The following is a 17,596-nucleotide window of genomic DNA, read 5'->3' on the forward strand; positions in this document are numbered from 1 at the left end:
GCCGCTCGCGCTCCTCAAAACACCGGCAGGGGCAGCTTGCCCATGCGTTCGATACCGCCGTTCTTGTCCTGGTAGGCGGCCTCGCCCGGGGTGACGAACTCGTCCATGTAGGCCTGCCAGCCACCGTCATCGGCCGCGCTCGCGACGTAGCGCTTGAAGTGGGCCATGTCCCAGCCGTACTCGGGCGCGCAAGTGGTCGGGTGGGCACCGCAGGGCGCATGCACCACGCCCTTCACCAGGTAGCGCTCGAAGGTGTTGAAGCGGGCCTGGTCTGGGGTGAGCGCGAGGCGCTCCTCGACGCGTTCGGCCGACACGTAGCAGGCGTCCGCCGCACGCGCGACGAGGTGATCGAAATAAGGGTCACCGCCCTGGATCAGGGTGTTGCCGAGTTGGTCGGCAACATTGACGTGCACCAGCGCGACGTCGAGCTTCAAGGCCGGCATCGCCAGCAGCACCTCGCCATCGGCGTAGGGCGACTGGATGGTCTTGAGCTCGGGGTTGAGCTTGGTGACATCGGTCGCCAGACCGCAGCGCGTCGGCAGGAAGGGCACACGCATGCCGGCGGCACGCAGGCCCCATTGCCACATGCCCTCGTCGAGTTCCAGCAGCTCCAGTGCGCCGGATTCACGCACCTTGCGGTACCAGGGCTCGAGCGGGATGGCATCCAGCGTGGCAAAGCCGAAGATCAGCTTCTTCACCTTGCCGGCGGCGCACAGCATGCCGACGTCCGGGCCACCATAGGCCACCACGGTGAGGTCCTTGACGTCCGAGCGCAGGATCTCGCGCACGATCGCCATCGGCTTGCGCCGCGGGCCCCAGCCGCCGAAACCGATGGTCATGCCATCGCGCAATTGGGCGACGACATCGGTCGTCGTCATCAGTTTGTTCATGGTGCTTTCCTGTTGCCGGCCGCGCTCAGGCGGCCTGTTCCTGCTGGCCGACGCCGAAGTCGTGGCCCCAGATGCTGACGCGGGTGAACTCGAAGGCGTTGTGGCGTTCCCAGTCGCACTGCAGGCCGCCGTAGCCGTACTCGAGATCGAAGCCCGAGGGCGTCTTCATGTAGAAGGAGATCATGCGGTCATTGAGGTGCTGGCCCAGCGTGGCCGACAGCGGCACCTTGTGCGCGATGCGGCGGTCGTGGGCACGGCCGACCTCGGTCATCGAATCGACCTCGACCATCACATGCACGCAGCCGCTCGGCACCGGGTACTCGGCGATCGCCAGGCTGTGGTGGCGGGCGTTGTTGCAGTGCAGGAAGTGGATGCGCACCGGCGGCGCGGCCGGATCGGGACGGAAGTTGAAGATGTCCGACAGGCCGAAACCGAGCACGTCGCGGAAGAAGGCCGCGGTGGCGTCGAAGTTGGGGGCCGGCATCACGGTATGGCCCAGGCCCATGTCGCCGGTGAGGAAGCGCGGCACGCCCTGCGGCGACACGAAGGGCTGGCAGTCCGACAGGTGGCCCCAGCACAGCTCGTGGCGGTTGCCCGAGGGGTCGGTCACCACGGCGACGGCCTGCATGCCGCGCTGGGCGACGGTGGCGGCATCGGCGAGCTCGTAGCCCACACCCTTGGCGTCGAGTTCGGCGAGCGCGGCCTTGAAGGCGTCTTCACCCGCCAGCTCCCAACCCGATGCCAGGTAGCGACGCTCTGCGCCCTGCACCACCAGGATGCGGAAGGGACGCTCGTCCATCTTGATGTAGAGACCGCCGCCAGGCGCGGTCGAGGTCATCATGCCGAGCACGTTCTCGGCGTAATGCTTCCATTCGGCGAGGTCGTCGATCTGGGCGACGAAGTAGGCCAAACCGCGGATGTCGATCATTGCTGCCCCCAAAGATTGGTCGGATACGTAGGGGCATTGTGCGAACAGGCGGCCGCGCCATCATCGTCCGTTGAGACTACGAAAAACGGGCGTCGGGGGCGCGGCCGGAGCGGGATCAGAAGGTGGCGTTGAAGCCCGCCAGCATGCCGCCGTCGATGGTGAACTCACCGCCGGTGCAATAGGACGCCTCGTCCGAGGCGAGGAAGGCGACCAGGCGGGCGACCTCCTGCGGCGTGCCGATGCGGGCGATCGGCTGGTGCTGGTAGGCCGCATTGAGCTCACGGTCAGGCGTGTGCACCATCGGCGTGTCGATGCCGCCCGGGTGCACCGAGTTGACGCGGATGCCGTAGCGGCCGAATTCGAGCGCTGCGCACTTGCTCATGCCGCGCACGGCGAACTTGCTGGCCGTATAGGCGCTGGCGCCGCCAATCGCCATGATGCCGGCGGCGGAGCTGATGTTGACGATGGCACCGCCACCCGCCGCCTTCAGCGCTGGCAGCACTGCCTTCATCCCCAGCCAGCAGCCGGTCTGGTTGATCTGGATCACCTGCATGTATTCGTCGAGGCACATGTCCTCGATGCGGCCCCAGCGCAGGATGCCGGCGTTGTTCACCAGCACGTCGAGTCGTCCGAAGCGGGCCAGCGCTGCCTCGACCGCCGCCGCCCATTGCTGCGGGTCGGATACGTCGAGATGCACGGCAAGCGCATTGGACCCGAGCTCATCGGCCAGCCGTGCGGCATCGCCATCCAGCACGTCGGCGAGCACCACGCACGCGCCCTCGGCGTGGAACAGCCTCGCCTCCACTTCACCCTGGCCGCGTGCGGCACCTGTGACCAGAACCACCTTGTTCTCGAAACGCTTCATCGACGACATCTCCTCGTGTGGGTTCGCTGCATGGGTCCGGCCCGCAAGAGCCGGCTTGAGTACCGGGTTCGACCGAAGAGCGTCGCCGCCCTCAGGCCAGCGGCGCGACGCCACTGAGCAGGACCCGCAGCAACTCGGCCTGGCGCGTGACGCCGGTCTTGGCGAAGATGGCGCGCACCTGGCAGCGCGCGGTGTTGCGGCTGATGCCGAGAGCCTGCGCGGCCTCGTCGACGGTGCGCCCGGCCATCAGCTCGAGCGCGAGGCTGGCTTCGGCATTGGTGAGGCCGTACAGGCGCTTGAGCTGCTCGTCGGAGGCCAGCAGGCGCACATCCGGGTCACGGATGATGACCATCGCGGCCGGCCGGCTGGAGGGCTCGGACCACTCGGTGGGGGGCATCGCGCGTACGGCAACGCCAAGCTGCGGGCCGCCCGAAGGCCGGCTGATCGACATGCCATCGACGACGCCGGGCTCGTGACGCGCGCCAGCGACAACGGCCCGTTCGATCAGCCCGCGCAGCGCCCGCCCTTCTCCATTCAAGGCTGCCGACAGGCTGCCGGCGACCACGCTCAGGCCGTCGCGGCGGCCAAGGATCTCGGTCGCCGCCTGGTTGAGGCGGAGAATGCGCGCATTGCGGTCGAGCAGCACCACACCGACCGACAGGCGATCGAGCATGCCGACGTAGCAATGGCGCTCGACCTCGGCGATGTCGAGGCTCGCGCGCAGTTGGACCGCCGCATGCAGATGAGGCAGCAACAGGTTGCAGATCGCGCGCTCGCGCTCGCCGAATCGTTCGGCCCAGGGTGGCCGCGACACGCGCAGGCGGCAGCTCGGCTCGGCCTCCATGCCGATGTCGGCGCCCATGTGGTAGCGCAGGTTCAACGGCTCGTGAAAGCTGCGGTAGTACACGCCCGCCTGCCAGGCAGCCTCGTCGATGAGCTCATCGAGCATCACCATGCGGTCGCGCGGCAGGTTGACAAAGGGGTCGACCGCGGCCAGCTCGGCCTCGTAGGGCTGCACGATCGCAGGCCGCGCCTCCCCGGCGAACACCACCTGCAGGGATTGGCTCGCCCCATGCGAGCGCAGGATCAGGGTGACGTAGTTCGCACCCAGCAGCGTGCGCAGGCTCTCCAGCAGCTGCATCCACGGCACCGCGTCCTGCGTGCCGCCGTAGGCAAGCGCAACGAGACTGTCGTAGTCGTCGAAATCCAGCCCGCTGCGCCGGAACAGCGTGTTGCGATCACCCGGTTCGAGCGCCCGCAACGGCACTCGCAACCCGGATGTCCCGCGCACGGCCGGATCGCCTGCATTGCTCTTCATCGTTCTCCCTGTCGGCCCCTGGCACGGCCGCGACATGGGCGGCCGGCTCGTTTTCCGTTCGGGCACTGTGTCATGCCTGCTGCACCGCCTCATCACCAGAATGGATGATGTATCCGGGCCGGCGAGACGCAGCCCGGTCCTTAAGCAGTTTGCACGATGACGACAAAGACGGCGCCCGAATAATGAGCTGATCGCAATCCTGTCCCCGAAGGAGCACACCTTGCCGCTCGACCCCCAGGCCCAGGCCATCGCAGACCAGTTCGCCCGCCTCCCTCGCCCCGATCTCGACACCCTGAACGCTGCCGCCTACCGCGCTGGTCTGGCCGCCTTTGCCGCGCTGGCGCCCGCCCTGGACGCCGGTATCCGCATCGACAACCTCGTGCTGGACGGCCCTGCGGGCCCCCTTGCAGCGCGTGCTTACCGACCCGGCAGCGCCGACCCCCGGCCACTGGTGGTCTACTTCCATGGCGGCGGCTTCGTCAGCTGCGGCCTCGATACCCATGACGCCCTGTGCAGCCGCCTCGCCCTGCTCGCCGACGCGATCGTGGTCTCCATCGACTACCGCCTGGCGCCCGAGCACCCTTACCCGGCCGCCGTCGACGATGCGGTGGCAGCCGTGCAGGCGGTCCACCGCGCGGCCGCAACGCTCGGTGCAGACCCGGCGCGCATCGCGGTTGCCGGCGACAGCGCTGGCGCCACGCTCGCCACCGTCAGCGCAAGACTGATGCGCGACAGCGGGCTTCGCCTGGCGCACCAGTTGCTGATCTACCCGGTGACCGACAGCGCCTGCGACACTGCATCGCACCGCGAGCATGGCGACGCGCCGATCCTGGATAGCGGGCTGATGCGCTGGTTCTGGCGCCAGTACCTGCCCAACCAGGAGGCCGGGCTCGACCCGCGCGCGTCGCCCCTGCGCGCGCCTGAGCTCGCCGCGATGCCACCGGCCACCGTGATCACGGCCGGCATCGACCCGCTGCGCGACGAAGGCGAAGCCTACGCCCTGGCGCTGGTCGCCGCCGGCGTGCCCGTCATGCTGCGGCGCTGGCCCGGCCAGTTCCACGGCTTCGCCAGCCTGCTCGGCCAGCTCGACGCAGCCGATGAAGCCCTCGCCTTCGCCGCGGCGCAGCTGCGCGGCGCACTGGCGCGCTGAGTCGCCCCCCCTCGCACATCCCCCTGAAAAGGAATCGCCATGGACACCTCAGCCTCGACCCTCGCTGCACCGGCGCCTCGCCGCCTGCGCATCGCCATCATCGGCGCCGGCATGGCCGGCATCCTCGCCGCCATTCGTCTCAAGGAAGCCGGCACGCACGAGCTCGTCGTCTTCGAAAAAGCCGACCGCATCGGCGGCACCTGGCGCGAGAACACCTACCCCGGCCTCACCTGCGACGTGCCCGCACACGCCTATACCTATTCCTTCGCCCCGAATCCGGACTGGAGCAGCTTCCTCGCCCCGGGGCCGGAGATCCAGCGCTACTTCGAGGACGTCGTCCGCCGCTACGCGATTGCACCGCTGATCCGCTTCGGTTGTGCCATCCGGTCCTGCCGCTTCGACGACACCCGACGCCTGTGGACGATCACCGACGACCAGGGCCGCGATGACGACTTCGACGTCGTGATCGCCGCCACCGGCGTGCTCCACCACCCGAGCATGCCTGCCCTGCCGGGCCTGGGCGAGTTTGCCGGTGCGTGCTTCCACTCCGCACGCTGGGATCACAGCGTCGCGCTCGACGGCCGTCGCATCGCGGTCGTCGGCAGCGGCTCGACCGGCGTGCAGATCGTCTCCGCGCTGGCGGGCCGCGCCGCCCGGCTGTATCACATCCAGCGCACGCCGCAATGGATCATGCCGATGCCCAACGAGCCCTACAGCGAGGCCCAGCGCGCCGCCTTCCGCGCCGACCCCGGTCTCATCGACGAGATCCGCTACGGCGAACACTACACCGGCCTGGTACGCCGTTTCACGCGCGCCATCATCGACGCCGACGCGCCCGAGATGCACGAGATCGAGACCATCGTCCGCGACAACCTGGAGCGCAGCGTACGTGACCCGCAGCTACGCGAAGCCCTGCGCCCGAACTACCGCGCAGCGTGCAAGCGGCTGATCTACTCGTCGGACTACTACGACAAGATCCAGCAGCCGGGCGTCGAGGCCGTCGTCGGCGCCATCGAATGCATCGAACCCGAGGGCGTGCGGATGAAGGACGGCAGCCTCAAGGAAGCCGACGTCCTCGTGCTCGCCACCGGCTTCCAGGCCGACCGCTTCGTGCGGCCGATCAAGGTCCGCGGGCGCGGAGCTGCGGATCTCGATGCCCAATGGACGCCCAGCCCCTCGGCCTACCTCGGCATCACCCTGCCCGGCTTCCCGAACTTCTTCATGCTCAACGGCCCCACCGGACCGGTCGGCAACTTCTCGCTGATCGACATCGCCGAGCGCCAATGGGCCTACATCGAACAGTTGCTCGCCCCGCTCGCGCGCGCCGAGTGCGCCCTCGTCGAACTGCGTGCGGACACCCTGCGCGCCTACGACGAACGCCGCATCACCGCAGCGCGGCGGACGATCTTCGGCTCCGGCTGCTCGAGCTGGTACCTCGACGCCACCGGCGTACCCGCAAGCTGGCCATGGACTTACGAGGCATTCGCCGAGCAGACCGCCAAGCCACAGGCCGGGGACTATCTTTTCACGGCCTGAGACCGCGCAGGATCAGATGCCTATCGACCCGAAAAAAAAGCCGCCAACCCTTTCGGGAGGCGGCCTGAAGAGAGGAGGAACCATGCTACGAGACGACAACTACAGGTACTGCGAACCACAAAGCTGAAACCACTTCCGGCGTGAATGCCGGGACATCACATGTACAGGATCACCAGGTCGTTGATGACCGACGGCCGCTCGCTGCCGACGACATGGGTGACGATCTCCATCGTCAGCTGCATGCCCTTGGGGAGTTTCTCGACCGACTTGACGCGAGTACGTGCATGAATGCGTGAACCTGCGGGCACCGGCGCCGGGAAGCGCAGGCGGTCGGAGCCGTAATTGACCATGTTGTTGAAACCGACGACCTCGTAGTCGAGCGGGATGCGCAGGCGCGACTGCAGCACCTGCACCAGCGCACCGTGGGCGATGGTGCCGCCGAAGGGGCTCTGCTTGCGCGCGCGCTCGGGATCGGTGTGGATCCAGTAGTCATCGCCCGACAGCTTGGCGAACTCATCGATCAAGGCCTGATCGACCACGATCTGGTTGCTCCAGGCCGAATAGGCCTCGCTCACCAGCGACTTCATCGCCGCCTCGTCGTCGAAGCGCACCTGGCGCTTGTCGGCCGCCTCGGTCGTGCTCGCCGCCGCCTCGGCGGCCGCGGCCAGCGCCGCGGGCGTGCTGTCGATGCGTTCGGCCATGTCCTTGTCCGCGGCGGTGAAGCGCAGCAGGGCCGTGCCATTTGCGCTCACGGTGTCGAACACCGGCTTCACCCGCATGCCGACCTTGATCTCGGATTCATCCACGCCGATCAGGGTGGTATTGATGCGCACGCCCTCGTCGAGCTCGACCACCGCCATCTTCTGCGGCATCTCGTCGGCGAAGTCGGGCAGCGTCGGGACGCGGGTCAGCGTGTAGGTGTAGAGCGTGCCCGTACCCTTGACCTCCTTCCACGCCAGGTCCTGCGACCAGCACTTGTCGCAATGGCGGCGGGGGAAGAAGACCCAGTGACCGCAGGACTTGCATTGCGGGATCGTGAGGCGGCCTGCCTTGAGGCCGTTCCAGAACGGTGCCGAGATCTCGGTGGCCGTCGGCAGCGGTTTGTTGGTCGACATGCTCGTCATGCTCCCTGGAGAATCAGTGCGCCCTGCTCGCTCATCACGCCGCCAGTGCCGGAAACGAACACGGTGTCGCAGCGCTTGAGCTGGCGCTCGCCGGCACGGCCGGAAATCTGGTGGAAGGCCTCGATCACCTGCGACATGCCGCCGGCGGTACCGCTCTGACCGAAGCTGAGCTGGCCGCCGTGAGTGTTCATCGGGAAGTTGCCCTTGTAGGTCAGGTCATGCTCGCGCACCCAGCGCATGCCCTCGCCCTTGGGGGCGAAACCGGCATCTTCCAGCGTCAGCAGCACGGTGATGGTGTAGCAGTCGTAGATCTGCGCGGCGTGGATGTCGCTGCGCTTGACGCCCGCCATCGCAAAGGCGCGCTCGGCGGCGGGGCCGATCGGGGTGTCGGTCATCTCGGTCGCGTAGGTCGGCGACTTGAAATACAGGTGCTCGCCAAAGCCGGTGATGCAGGCGCCACGGTTCTTCGCGCGCGCTGCCACCTCCTTCGAGGCGACGATCACCGCCGCGCCGCCGGCCACCGGCATCACGATCTCGAGCACGCGCAGCGGCTCGGCCACCATCTTGCTGGCGAGCACGTCCTCGATGGACAGCGGCTTGCCGAAGAAGCTGGCGTCCGGGTTGGCGAGCGCGTTGGTGCGCTGGTCGACCGCGATCTTGGCCATCGCCACCGGGTCGTAACCGTACTTGGCCGCGTAGCGCTGGGCGATCATTGCGTAGCCGGTGTTCTGGCCCATGTGGCCATAGGGCAGGTCGAACTCCGCCTCGGGCGCGCCGAAGGCGGTGCTGTGCCCCCCGAAGCGCATCGCGCGGGCCATCCAGCTCGGATCCTCGTCGGGGCCGAAGGGCGCCATGCGCGCGGGAATCACGCACAGCACGGCCTGGCACAGGCCCATCTCGACGGCCATCGCCGCGCGCCACACCGCTGCCACCGACGAGCAGCCGCCCAGGTCGACGACTTCGGCGAAGTTGAGCGACAGGCCAAGGTACTCAGCCGCCATCGCCGGCACGAAGACCTGCGCTTCGTGGAACTGCGGGCCGTGGATGACCAGGCCGTCGATGTCCGAGGCCTTGAGCCCCGCATCGGCAAGCGCCTGGCCGGCCAGGTCGGCCACCTGCTCGAGATGGAACATCCGCGGCGCGGTCGCGTACTTCTCCGGCCTGTACTGCGCGGCGCCGACGATTGCTGCGTTTCCTTTGAGACCCATGCTCCCTTACCTCGCGTATGCGGGCACTGTCCGGCCCTGTGTTGAGCGCAACGATGCCACAGCGCACACAGGGGGCAATCGTTCAAATCGACTAGGCGGGGCGGAGGATCCCATCCGGACGGACGATTCGCGCGCCCCACCGGCGCCCGATCATGCACGAGTCATCCGCATCCCGCGGCCGCATTCATCCCCAAGGAGTCCTCACATGCGTCGCTCTCCCTTGAAGACAATGCTCACCGTACTGGCGGCGGGCTGCGTCCTCGTCATCCAGGCACCCATCGCTGCGGCAGCGGCAGCGCAGGCCTCGCCTGCCGGCAGTGAATGGCCCCGCCACGGACTGGACAGTGCCGAGACCCGCTTCAGCCCACTGCGCGCGATCGATACCGCGTCGGTCGCGCAGCTCGGCCTGGCCTGGCATTTCCGCTTCGACCGCCCGCGCGGCGTGGAAGCCACCCCCATCATGGTCGGCGGCACGCTGTACGTGAGCGGCCCTTGGGGCGTGGTGTACGCGATCGACGCCCGCAACGGCCGGCTGAGGTGGCAGCACGACCCGCAGGTACCGGCCGGCAAGGGCATGCACGCCTGCTGCGATGTGGTCAATCGCGGCGTGGCGGTGGAAGATGGCCGCGTCTTCGTCGCCACCATCGACGGCCGCCTGCAGGCCTTGGACAGCAGCGACGGGCGCCTGCTGTGGTCCACGCCGACCTTCGACCCCGAGCTGCCCTACACGATCACTGGCGCACCGCGTGTAGCGGACGGACTGGTGATGATCGGCAACGGTGGCGCCGAGTACGGCGTGCGCGGCTTCGTGTCGGCCTACGATGCCGCGACCGGCGCCCTGCGCTGGCGCTTCTACACCGTGCCCGGCAACCCGGCAGCGGGCCCGGACGGGGCGATCTCGGACCTTCCGCTGCAAGCACTTGCGCTGCCCACCTGGCAGGGAGAATGGTGGCGCTATGGCGGCGGCGGCACGGTCTGGGACGCGATGGCCTGGGACCCCGAGCTCGACCTGCTCTATTTCGGCGTCGGCAACGGCTCACCGCACGACCGCGACCTGCGCAGCCCGGGAGGCGGCGACAACCTGTTCCTGTCGTCGATCGTTGCGGTCCGCCGCGCGACCGGCGAGTACGTGTGGCACTACCAGACCACGCCCGGAGACAGCTGGGACTACACCGCCACCCAGCACATGATCCTCGCCGAACTGGAGATCGACGGAGCGCCCCGCAAGGTCCTGATGCAGGCCCCCAAGAACGGCTTCTTCTACGTCCTCGACCGTGCCACCGGCGAGCTGCTGGCCGCGGACAAGTACGTGCCGGTGAACTGGGCCAGCCATATCGACCCGGCCAGCGGACGGCCGGTGGAGGCCGCAGGCGCGCGCTACCCTGCCGGCCAGCCCTTCATGGTCCAGCCCTCGCAGCTGGGTGGCCACAACTGGCAGCCGATGGCGTGGAACCCGCACACAGGCCTGGTCTACATCCCCGCCCAGGAAAACGTCGGCTTCATGATGAAGGAGCCCGACTTCAGGCTCGAGCCCGGACGCTGGAACACCGGCGTGCCGAACCCGCCCGTGCCGCCCGACGCCGCCATCATCGACCAGGCCAGGCAGTCGATGAGCGGCCACCTGCTGGCCTGGGACCCGGTACGACGCAGTGCCGCATGGCGCACACCGCATGCCGGGCCGTGGAACGGCGGCGTGCTCGCCACCGCCGGAGGGCTGGTGTTCCAGGGCGTGGGCGGGGAGGGGCTGGCAGCTTTCGATGCACGCACGGGCGAGCGCCTGTGGCAGTCGGACACCTGGCTCGACATCCTGGGCGGCCCGATCAGCTACGAGCTCGACGGCGAGCAGTACATCGCAGCCGCGGCCGGCTTTGGCAGCTCGATCCACCTCAGCTCGAGCGTGCTACTGCCCCGCCGCGGTGGCAACGCCGCAGGCGGCGTGTTCGTATGGAAGCTGGGCGGGACGGCGCCCATGCCGGAGGCGGAAAGCCTGCCCATGCGTGCGGCGCCGCCGGACACCGGCAGCGCTACCGCAGTGCGCCGTGGCGGCGAGCTGTACGCCCGCTACTGCATGCAGTGCCATGGCGCCGGCGCAGTCGCCGGCGGCGGCATACCCGACCTTCGCCACTCCCCCTACCTGGCCGAGGCCTCGCTGTTCCGCCGCCCCCTTGTCGAAGGCCTGCTGGCCGCGCGCGGCATGCCCAGCTTCGCCGATGCGCTCGCAGCCGACGACGCCGACGCGATCCGCGCCTACGTCGTCCGCATGGCGCATATCACCCGAAACACCGACTGAGGGCCACCCCACCATGGAAAATGCCCTGCTTTCGCATATCGAAAGCAGGGCATCCTTGTCTTTGCCCGGCAGCAGCAAGCGCGCCGGCGATCAGTGCATTGCGAGCATCATGAAGAAACGATCGGTGGAACCGTTGACCGCCGCATTCGCGTTCTGGCACTGCTCCGCAGCACCGGCACAGGCCGGCATCTGCACGAGGGAGTCAAGCGCCCGGGCATGCCCCCGATCCAGCATCGCAGCAAACGCTGCAAGAAACCCCATGACGCAGCCACACAGCAGGGCCTTGGTGATCATGTCCTTCTCCTTCGCGATCCACACTCAGGCGCTCATGCCACACGCCGCCTGCAGGAACCGGGTACGACGCCGCTTTGCCGCGACTGCCGTCCAGGTGTCTCCTCCTGCACGGTGCTGAGATTGTCGCAAGCCGGCAAGGCAAACATCGTCCAAATGGACTAGGTCCAGAAAAAAGGCGCCCGAAGGCGCCATGGCGGTCTCGACCCCGTTGCGGGCGTTCAGGCGAAGGGCGGCAAACCGGCGCGCTGGAGTGCTTCTTCCGAATAGGGCTGGTAGGTACCGGCCCGCTCGTCGCGCACGAACAGGGGGTCGTCGAACGCACTCGGGTCATAGCCCTGGCGCTGCAGATCGACCTTGCGCAGCTTGTAGGTGGTGGTGAGATCGGCCGCGCTCGACACGCGCACGAACTGCGGCGCCGCGTAGCGGGGCAGACGAGCCTCGGTGAGCGCGAAGAAGGCCTCGGGGTCGAACACCCTGCCCGGCTGCATCACGATCGCCGCCATGCCGGCACGACCCTCGTGCCCGGGCACCTTGACGCCGTAGATGTTCACCAGCTCCATGCCCGGATAGTCGGACAGCGCATCCGCCACCTCGGCGGTGGACACGTTCTCGCTCTTCCAGCGATAGGTGTCGCCAATGCGGTCGACGAAGTAGAAGTAGCCCTCGTCGTCATAGCGCAGCAGGTCGCCCGAGCTCCAGAACGCGTCGCCGTCGGCAAACACGTTGCGCAGGATCTTCTTCTCGGTCGCCTCCTGCGAGGTGTAGCCCTCGAAGCGACCACCTCCGATCTCCGGGTGGTTGACGATGAAGCCGATGCCCTCGCCGACCTCGCCCGGCTTGCACAGGATGTAGCGGCCGTTGTCGTCGCGCGGATGCGACTCGGTCTCGACGTCGTAGCGCACCAGGCGGAAGTTGGTCTTGTTCCAGTCCGGCACCCGGCCGCAGGAGCCGATGTAGTTATCGACGTTGATGAGCGCCGTGTTGGCCTCGGTCGAACCCCAGCCCTCGAAGACCTGGATGGGGCCGAAGCGCTCGAGCCAGCGCGTCCAGGTCTCGGGCGTGAGCCCCGCGCCCAACATGCAGCGCAGGCTGTGGTCGCGATCGTCCGCCTGCGGCGGCGCATTGAGCAGGTAGCGGCAGATCTCGCCTATGTACTGGAATATGGTGATGCGGTTCGCGCGCACGTCCTTCCAGAACTCGCGGGTGCTGAACTTGCGCCGCACCACGATGCTGCCGCCGGCCTTGAGCGCGGTCGAGGTCACCGAGGTGGCCGCGGCGCCGTGGTAGAGCGGCAGGCAGCAGTAGAAGACATCGTCGGGCGTGACGTCCAGCGTGACCTCCATGACGTCGCCGGACGACATCCAGCGCATGTGGCTGTAGCGCGCAGCCTTGGGCAGGCCGGTGGTGCCGGAGGTGAAGATCAGCAGCATCGAGGATTCGGCACGCACCTCGGCACGGCCCGCGCGCGGGAAGGTGCTGCGCGCCGCCGCGGCCACCTCTGCGGTGATGTCGGCTGCGGCGATGGCGCGCTGCGCCGCGCTGGCGGGCTTCTCTGCATCGGCCACGACATACAGCGGCTGAGCGGGGCGGTCGGCGGTGAGGACGAAGTTCTCCAGGCACTCCTCGCCCACGATCACTGCGCGCGCCTGGGTGGTCTCGAGCGCATGCACGAGCGGACGGCCATTCACCTGGGTATTGATGACCGCGGTGACGACGCCCAGCTTGGCCAGGCCGAACCAGTAGAAGAAGAACTCGGGCCGGTTCTCCATCGCCAGCGCGCACACGTCGCCACAACGCAGGCCGCGCGCATGCATGGCATGGGCGACCTGATCGGCGCGGGCATCGACCTCGGCATAGCTGTAGCGTTGGTCGCCGTAGATCAGGAAGACGTGGTCGCCTAGACGGCGTGCCTGCGCTTCGACGCGGTCGGCGATCGTGTACGTGTCGCCCGGCTTGATCAGGTTCGCAGCACGCGAACGCTGGTCGAGCTTGGCCTGGGTTTGCTCGCGCGGCACCACCTTGCTGGTGGCCGCCTGCGGGTTCAGGACAGCAGCGGAATCGGACATGCGCCCATCTCCATTTCGTGTTGTCGAGCTTGGCTCGCTTGCAGGTCGGTCACGCCCGTGTCAGCGCACGCGGATCCGCGGATCCGGCGCACCGCGGCGCAGGGTTTTGAGGAAGCATTCGAGCGGCGCCGGCTCGGCCACCTCGGGCAGCTGAGCCTTGTCCGGGCGCGCGGCCCAGAACGCATTCCAGGACGGGAACAGGTCGTGAAAGGTGCCCTGGTAGGGCTCGCGCCCCGGCCAGCGCATCTTGCGGTCGCCGATGGGCGGCTTGTTGAGATCGGTGGCGTACCAGTAGCAGGGCAGGCGGCGGCGGAAATACCAGCGCCCGTCGATTCTCTCGTAATCATCCCAGTACAACATCTGCATGATTACCCACTCCGGGCCGGTCTCATGCTCGTTCTTCGAGTACACCACGCCGATGGCATGGTCCGGATCGGTAAATTCGATGATGTGCTGGCCGAGATGGTGCGATGTACCGCTGAACTGGTCGCGCAGGGTGTCATCCACCCAGGCCTTGAGGTGGGCCCGGCCCACCTTCTCGCGACCGACGCGGATGTCGGGCGCAAAGAGGTTCACATGCGCATCGAGGTCGCGCATGTCGAGCGACAGCGAGTACTTTCCGGCAAGCTGGCGGATGGCCTCGATCGATTCCAGGCGGTCGATGCGGGCGAGCAGGTCGGCGGGGGCTGCGGCGTTGGTCATGGCACCGCCGCTCAGATGAAGGCCATGCCGCCATTGACGGCAATGTTCTGGCCGGTGATGAAACCGGCATCGTCGCTGGCAAGGAAGCCGGCGACGCGGGCAATCTCCTCCGGCTCGCACATGCGGCCGAGCGGGATGGCCTTGATCATGGCCTGCATCCACTCGTCGGGAATCCCGGCCATCATCGGCGTGTTGGTCGGCCCGGGGACGATGGTATTGACACGGATGCCGCTGGGCGCAAGTTCGCGCGCGATGCTGCGCGTCAGCCCCATGACGCCCGCCTTGGAGGCGCAGTAGTGGCTCGGCCCCTCGCCCGACATCGCGGCGGTGCTCGACACGTTGATGATCGCGCCCTTGGCGCCGCACTTCTGCATCAGGCGGGCGCCCTCGCGGCAGCACAGGAAGCTGCCGGTGAGGTTGACGCCGATCACCCGCATCCAGTTGTCGTCGGGGGTATCGAGGAAGGCGTCGACCGAACCGATGCCGGCGCTGTTGATCACCACGTCGACACGGCCGAAGCGCGCATCGACGGCCGCGAAGGCGGCCTTGACGGAGGCCGGGTCGGACACGTTGCAGGCCAGCGCGAGGCCGCGTTCGCCAAGCGCCGCAACCGCCTCGGCCGCAGCGTCTGCGTTGATGTCGGCAGCCACCACGCTCGCACCTGCTGCTGCGAAATGGGACACGATGGCGCGCCCCATGCCCTGGGCAGCGCCCGTCACGAATACCACCTTGCCTGCAAAGCTCATCGATCGTCTCCACGTATGCGTTCTGGCCAACCCACACCCTGGCCAGGCGTGGGACGCTATGGCGATCAGTGTTCTCCCGACGCACCCCATCGACATCGTCCAATGAGACTACCCACGCCGACAGCGCATACGGTGAAACGCCTGCCTGCAACCGTCGTCTGAATGGACGATGCCATGCTTGCCAGCGCAGCCGAGGATAGGCATGCACAAAGAGAAGAGCCGCCCGCCCGGCTGACAAACATTAGGAGACATGGCCGTGAGCACGAGCCCCGCTGCCCCGCACCGCGTGACCTGGCATAGCCACTATGCCCTTTTCATGCTCGCGGTGATTTACATCTTCAATTACATCGACCGCCTGGTGATCTCGATCCTGATCGAGCCGATCAAGCTCGAGTTCGGCATCTCGGACACCCAGATCGGCCTGCTGTCGGGCGTCGCGTTCGCGATCTTCTACACCTTGTTCGGCTTCCCCTTCGGGCGCCTCGCAGACCGCATCGGGCGCAAGCCGGTGATCGCACTCGCCTGCATCGCCTGGAGCGCGATGACCATGCTGTGCGGCATCGCCACCAGCTTTGCGATGCTGCTGCTGTTCCGTATCGGCGTGGCCGTAGGCGAGGCAGGCGGCACGGCGCCATCGGTGGCGATGGTGTCCGAGCTCTACCCGCCCGAACAGCGCTCCCGCGCCCTCTCGGTGTTCCTCATGGGCCCCAGCCTCGGTGCAGTGTTCGGCCTGGGCCTGGGCGGCTGGATCGCCGAAACCTACGGCTGGCGCACCGCCTTCCTGGTCATCGGCGCACCGGGCGTGCTCATCGGCCTGATCTTCCTGCTCACCGTGCGCAGCCCGCGCATCGCCGCACCCGCGAGGAGCGCAGCCGGCGCGCAGGACGAGAACTGGCGCAGCACGCTGCGCGCGTTGTTCGAGACCCCCGCCTTCATGCTCGTGGTGGCCGCCGGCACGCTCGCCGCCGTCATGGGCTACGCCATCGGGACGTGGAACCCGAGCTTCCTGATCCGCTCGCACGGCCTGACCATGCAGCAGGCCGGCCTGCTCGTCGGCATCGGCGGCGGCGTCGCCTCCACCATCGCCACGCTGATGTGCGGCGCCATCACCGACCGCATGGTCGCCAAGGACCCGGGCTGGCAGTTGATCATTCCCATCATTGCCTGCGTGATCACCGTCCCCCTCGGGCTGGCCTTCTACCTCTGGCCGGCGGGCGTTGCCTTCCACATCGGCTCGCTCCCCATCCCCGAGGCCTACCTGTTCTACCTGGGCTTCTGCTTCACGGCGATCTGGTGGTCGGTGCCCTGCTTCGGCGCGATCAGCCACCTCTTCCCGCCGCACCGCCTGGCACAGGCCACGGCCATCTTCGTCATGGCGATGACGCTGCTGGGCGTCGGCCTGGGTCCGATCATCGTCGGCGGCCTGAGCGACCTGATGAACCCCAGCCTCGGCCAGGAGGCGCTGCGCTACGCACTGGCGGCGTCGGTCCTGCTGTACCTGCTCACCGCGGCCTGCCTGCTCGCCGCCCTGCCGCGCTATCGCCGCAAACTCCAGGCCACCACGCCGCCGCCGGCCAACGCCGCAGTCGCGCGCGCCTGACCCTCAACAAGACAACCCAGCCCCCGGAGACCCGCGAATGACCCCATCATCCGATCTGCCCATCCCCCTCGACCAGTTCGCCGAGCTCGACAACGGACTGCGCCTGCACTATCTCGATGTCGGCCAGGGGCCGGTGGTGGTGTGGCTGCACGGCAGCGGCCCGGGTGCGAGCGGCTACAGCAACTTCAAGGGCAACTACCCGGCCTTTGCCGAGGCCGGCTTCCGCAACATCGTGCTCGACCTGCCCGGCTTCGGGCGCTCGGACAAGCCCGCAGACGTGCAGTACAACCTGGCGTTCTTCGTCACCTGCCTGAACGCTTTCCTGGGCAAGATCGGCGTGGCGAAATGCACCCTGCTCGGCAACTCGCTGGGCGGCGCGATCGCGCTCGGCCAGGCGCTGGCCCACCCGGACACGGTCGAGCGCCTGATCCTGATGGCGCCCGGCGGCGTCGAGGAGCGCGAGACCTACTTCAGGATGGAAGGCATCGTGCGCATGGTGGAAACCTTTGCCAAGGGCCCGATGGGCCCGGTCGAGATGCGCCATGTGATGAGCCTGCAGGTGTTCGACCCCAGCCTGCTCGACGACAGCATCATCAACGAGCGCGCGGCCATCGCCCCGTCGCAGCCGGCCAACCTGTTCTCGACCATGATGGTCCCGAACATGACCACGCGCCTGCACGAGATCAAGGCGCCGATCTTCGGCTTCTGGGGCACGGACGACAAGTTCAACCCGCACACCGGCGCGCTGAAGGTGATCGAGAACGCGCCCAACGCGCGCATGATCCTGCTCAACCAGTGCGGCCACTGGGTGCAGGTTGAGCACCGTGAGCTGTTCAACCGCAGCTGCATCGATTTCCTGACCAAGGGGTAAGCCACGCC

Annotated in this window: 15 protein-coding genes; 5 read left to right on the forward strand and 10 right to left on the reverse strand. The window is 67.8% G+C overall.

The annotated features are described in order from the left end of the window. Window positions 1-14 precede the first annotated feature (14 nt). The 4 genes from B447_RS09705 to B447_RS09720 all read right to left on the reverse strand — a co-directional run bounded on the left by B447_RS09705 (window position 15) and on the right by B447_RS09720 (window position 4,001). The gene (locus tag B447_RS09705) at window positions 15-890 is read right to left on the reverse strand and encodes a CoA transferase subunit A (protein ID WP_002925190.1); all 876 of its coding nucleotides are present in this window, start codon (window positions 888-890) and stop codon (window positions 15-17) included. A 25-nt stretch (window positions 891-915) separates the two neighbouring features. After that, on the reverse strand, window positions 916-1,818 hold the full coding sequence (locus B447_RS09710; protein WP_002939152.1) for a VOC family protein: 903 nt from the start codon (window positions 1,816-1,818) through the stop codon (window positions 916-918). Between the two features lie 115 nt (window positions 1,819-1,933). After that, window positions 1,934-2,683 (reverse strand): glucose 1-dehydrogenase, encoded by a 750-nt coding sequence (locus tag B447_RS09715; RefSeq protein WP_002939153.1) that lies wholly within the window; start codon window positions 2,681-2,683, stop codon window positions 1,934-1,936. A gap of 91 nt (window positions 2,684-2,774) precedes the next feature. Further along, entirely contained in the window at window positions 2,775-4,001 is a 1,227-nt protein-coding gene (locus B447_RS09720; RefSeq protein WP_002925195.1) for a helix-turn-helix transcriptional regulator, read from the reverse strand. Window positions 4,002-4,221: 220 nt separating this feature from the next. Between B447_RS09720 and B447_RS09725 the strand changes: the two genes are divergently transcribed. Both B447_RS09725 and B447_RS09730 read left to right on the forward strand, forming a co-directional pair. Beyond that, window positions 4,222-5,151 carry an alpha/beta hydrolase gene (locus B447_RS09725; protein WP_002939156.1) on the forward strand — a complete coding sequence of 310 codons (930 nt, stop codon included), beginning with the start codon at window positions 4,222-4,224 and terminating at the stop codon, window positions 5,149-5,151. 39 nt (window positions 5,152-5,190) lie between these two features. Continuing rightward, the gene (locus B447_RS09730) at window positions 5,191-6,687 is read left to right on the forward strand and encodes a flavin-containing monooxygenase (protein WP_002939159.1); all 1,497 of its coding nucleotides are present in this window, start codon (window positions 5,191-5,193) and stop codon (window positions 6,685-6,687) included. A gap of 155 nt (window positions 6,688-6,842) precedes the next feature. On the opposite strand, the gene B447_RS09735 is transcribed toward B447_RS09730, so the two are convergent. Beyond that, entirely contained in the window at window positions 6,843-7,802 is a 960-nt protein-coding gene (locus tag B447_RS09735) for a bifunctional OB-fold nucleic acid binding domain-containing protein/MaoC family dehydratase (RefSeq protein WP_002939161.1), read from the reverse strand. A gap of 5 nt (window positions 7,803-7,807) precedes the next feature. Further along, on the reverse strand, window positions 7,808-9,019 hold the full coding sequence (locus tag B447_RS09740) for a thiolase family protein (RefSeq protein WP_002939163.1): 1,212 nt from the start codon (window positions 9,017-9,019) through the stop codon (window positions 7,808-7,810). 205 nt (window positions 9,020-9,224) lie between these two features. Between B447_RS09740 and B447_RS09745 the strand changes: the two genes are divergently transcribed. After that, a complete protein-coding gene (locus B447_RS09745; protein ID WP_002939164.1) occupies window positions 9,225-11,309 on the forward strand; it encodes a PQQ-dependent dehydrogenase, methanol/ethanol family in 2,085 nt (694 codons plus the stop codon). Between the two features lie 90 nt (window positions 11,310-11,399). On the opposite strand, the gene B447_RS09750 is transcribed toward B447_RS09745, so the two are convergent. The 4 genes from B447_RS09750 to B447_RS09765 form a co-directional block, all read right to left on the reverse strand. Beyond that, window positions 11,400-11,603: a hypothetical protein gene (locus B447_RS09750; protein WP_232431604.1), complete on the reverse strand. Its 204-nt coding sequence runs from the start codon at window positions 11,601-11,603 to the stop codon at window positions 11,400-11,402. Window positions 11,604-11,821: 218 nt separating this feature from the next. Beyond that, window positions 11,822-13,669, reverse strand: a complete 1,848-nt coding sequence (locus B447_RS09755) for a long-chain-acyl-CoA synthetase (RefSeq protein WP_002939165.1) — start codon at window positions 13,667-13,669, stop codon at window positions 11,822-11,824. Window positions 13,670-13,729: 60 nt separating this feature from the next. Further along, entirely contained in the window at window positions 13,730-14,371 is a 642-nt protein-coding gene (locus B447_RS09760; RefSeq protein ID WP_002939167.1) for a nuclear transport factor 2 family protein, read from the reverse strand. Window positions 14,372-14,382: 11 nt separating this feature from the next. Then, on the reverse strand, window positions 14,383-15,117 hold the full coding sequence (locus B447_RS09765; protein WP_002939169.1) for an SDR family NAD(P)-dependent oxidoreductase: 735 nt from the start codon (window positions 15,115-15,117) through the stop codon (window positions 14,383-14,385). 250 nt (window positions 15,118-15,367) lie between these two features. Here B447_RS09765 and B447_RS09770 point away from each other — a divergent pair, with 250 nt between their 5' ends. Further along, the gene (locus B447_RS09770; RefSeq protein WP_002939171.1) at window positions 15,368-16,717 is read left to right on the forward strand and encodes a spinster family MFS transporter; all 1,350 of its coding nucleotides are present in this window, start codon (window positions 15,368-15,370) and stop codon (window positions 16,715-16,717) included. 37 nt (window positions 16,718-16,754) lie between these two features. Further along, on the forward strand, window positions 16,755-17,588 hold the full coding sequence (locus B447_RS09775) for an alpha/beta fold hydrolase (protein ID WP_002939172.1): 834 nt from the start codon (window positions 16,755-16,757) through the stop codon (window positions 17,586-17,588). Window positions 17,589-17,596: the final 8 nt, after the last annotated feature.

This window comes from Thauera sp. 27, assembly GCF_000310125.2.
In the GTDB taxonomy this organism is placed as follows: domain Bacteria; phylum Pseudomonadota; class Gammaproteobacteria; order Burkholderiales; family Rhodocyclaceae; genus Thauera; species Thauera mechernichensis.

What these genes read in the sequence shown, in the direction of transcription:
- B447_RS09730 (WP_002939159.1), top strand. Translation starts at nt 5,191, where the DNA reads ATGGACACCTCAGCCTCGACCCTCGCTGCACCGGCGCCTCGCCGCCTG.
- B447_RS09770 (WP_002939171.1), top strand. Translation starts at nt 15,368, where the DNA reads ATGGCCGTGAGCACGAGCCCCGCTGCCCCGCACCGCGTGACCTGGCAT.
- B447_RS09715 (WP_002939153.1), bottom strand. Translation starts at nt 2,683, where the DNA reads ATGAAGCGTTTCGAGAACAAGGTGGTTCTGGTCACAGGTGCCGCACGC.
- B447_RS09745 (WP_002939164.1), top strand. Translation starts at nt 9,225, where the DNA reads ATGCGTCGCTCTCCCTTGAAGACAATGCTCACCGTACTGGCGGCGGGC.
- B447_RS09735 (WP_002939161.1), bottom strand. Translation starts at nt 7,802, where the DNA reads ATGTCGACCAACAAACCGCTGCCGACGGCCACCGAGATCTCGGCACCG.
- B447_RS09720 (WP_002925195.1), bottom strand. Translation starts at nt 4,001, where the DNA reads ATGAAGAGCAATGCAGGCGATCCGGCCGTGCGCGGGACATCCGGGTTG.
- B447_RS09775 (WP_002939172.1), top strand. Translation starts at nt 16,755, where the DNA reads ATGACCCCATCATCCGATCTGCCCATCCCCCTCGACCAGTTCGCCGAG.
- B447_RS09705 (WP_002925190.1), bottom strand. Translation starts at nt 890, where the DNA reads ATGAACAAACTGATGACGACGACCGATGTCGTCGCCCAATTGCGCGAT.
- B447_RS09710 (WP_002939152.1), bottom strand. Translation starts at nt 1,818, where the DNA reads ATGATCGACATCCGCGGTTTGGCCTACTTCGTCGCCCAGATCGACGAC.
- B447_RS09740 (WP_002939163.1), bottom strand. Translation starts at nt 9,019, where the DNA reads ATGGGTCTCAAAGGAAACGCAGCAATCGTCGGCGCCGCGCAGTACAGG.
- B447_RS09750 (WP_232431604.1), bottom strand. Translation starts at nt 11,603, where the DNA reads ATGATCACCAAGGCCCTGCTGTGTGGCTGCGTCATGGGGTTTCTTGCA.
- B447_RS09765 (WP_002939169.1), bottom strand. Translation starts at nt 15,117, where the DNA reads ATGAGCTTTGCAGGCAAGGTGGTATTCGTGACGGGCGCTGCCCAGGGC.
- B447_RS09755 (WP_002939165.1), bottom strand. Translation starts at nt 13,669, where the DNA reads ATGTCCGATTCCGCTGCTGTCCTGAACCCGCAGGCGGCCACCAGCAAG.
- B447_RS09760 (WP_002939167.1), bottom strand. Translation starts at nt 14,371, where the DNA reads ATGACCAACGCCGCAGCCCCCGCCGACCTGCTCGCCCGCATCGACCGC.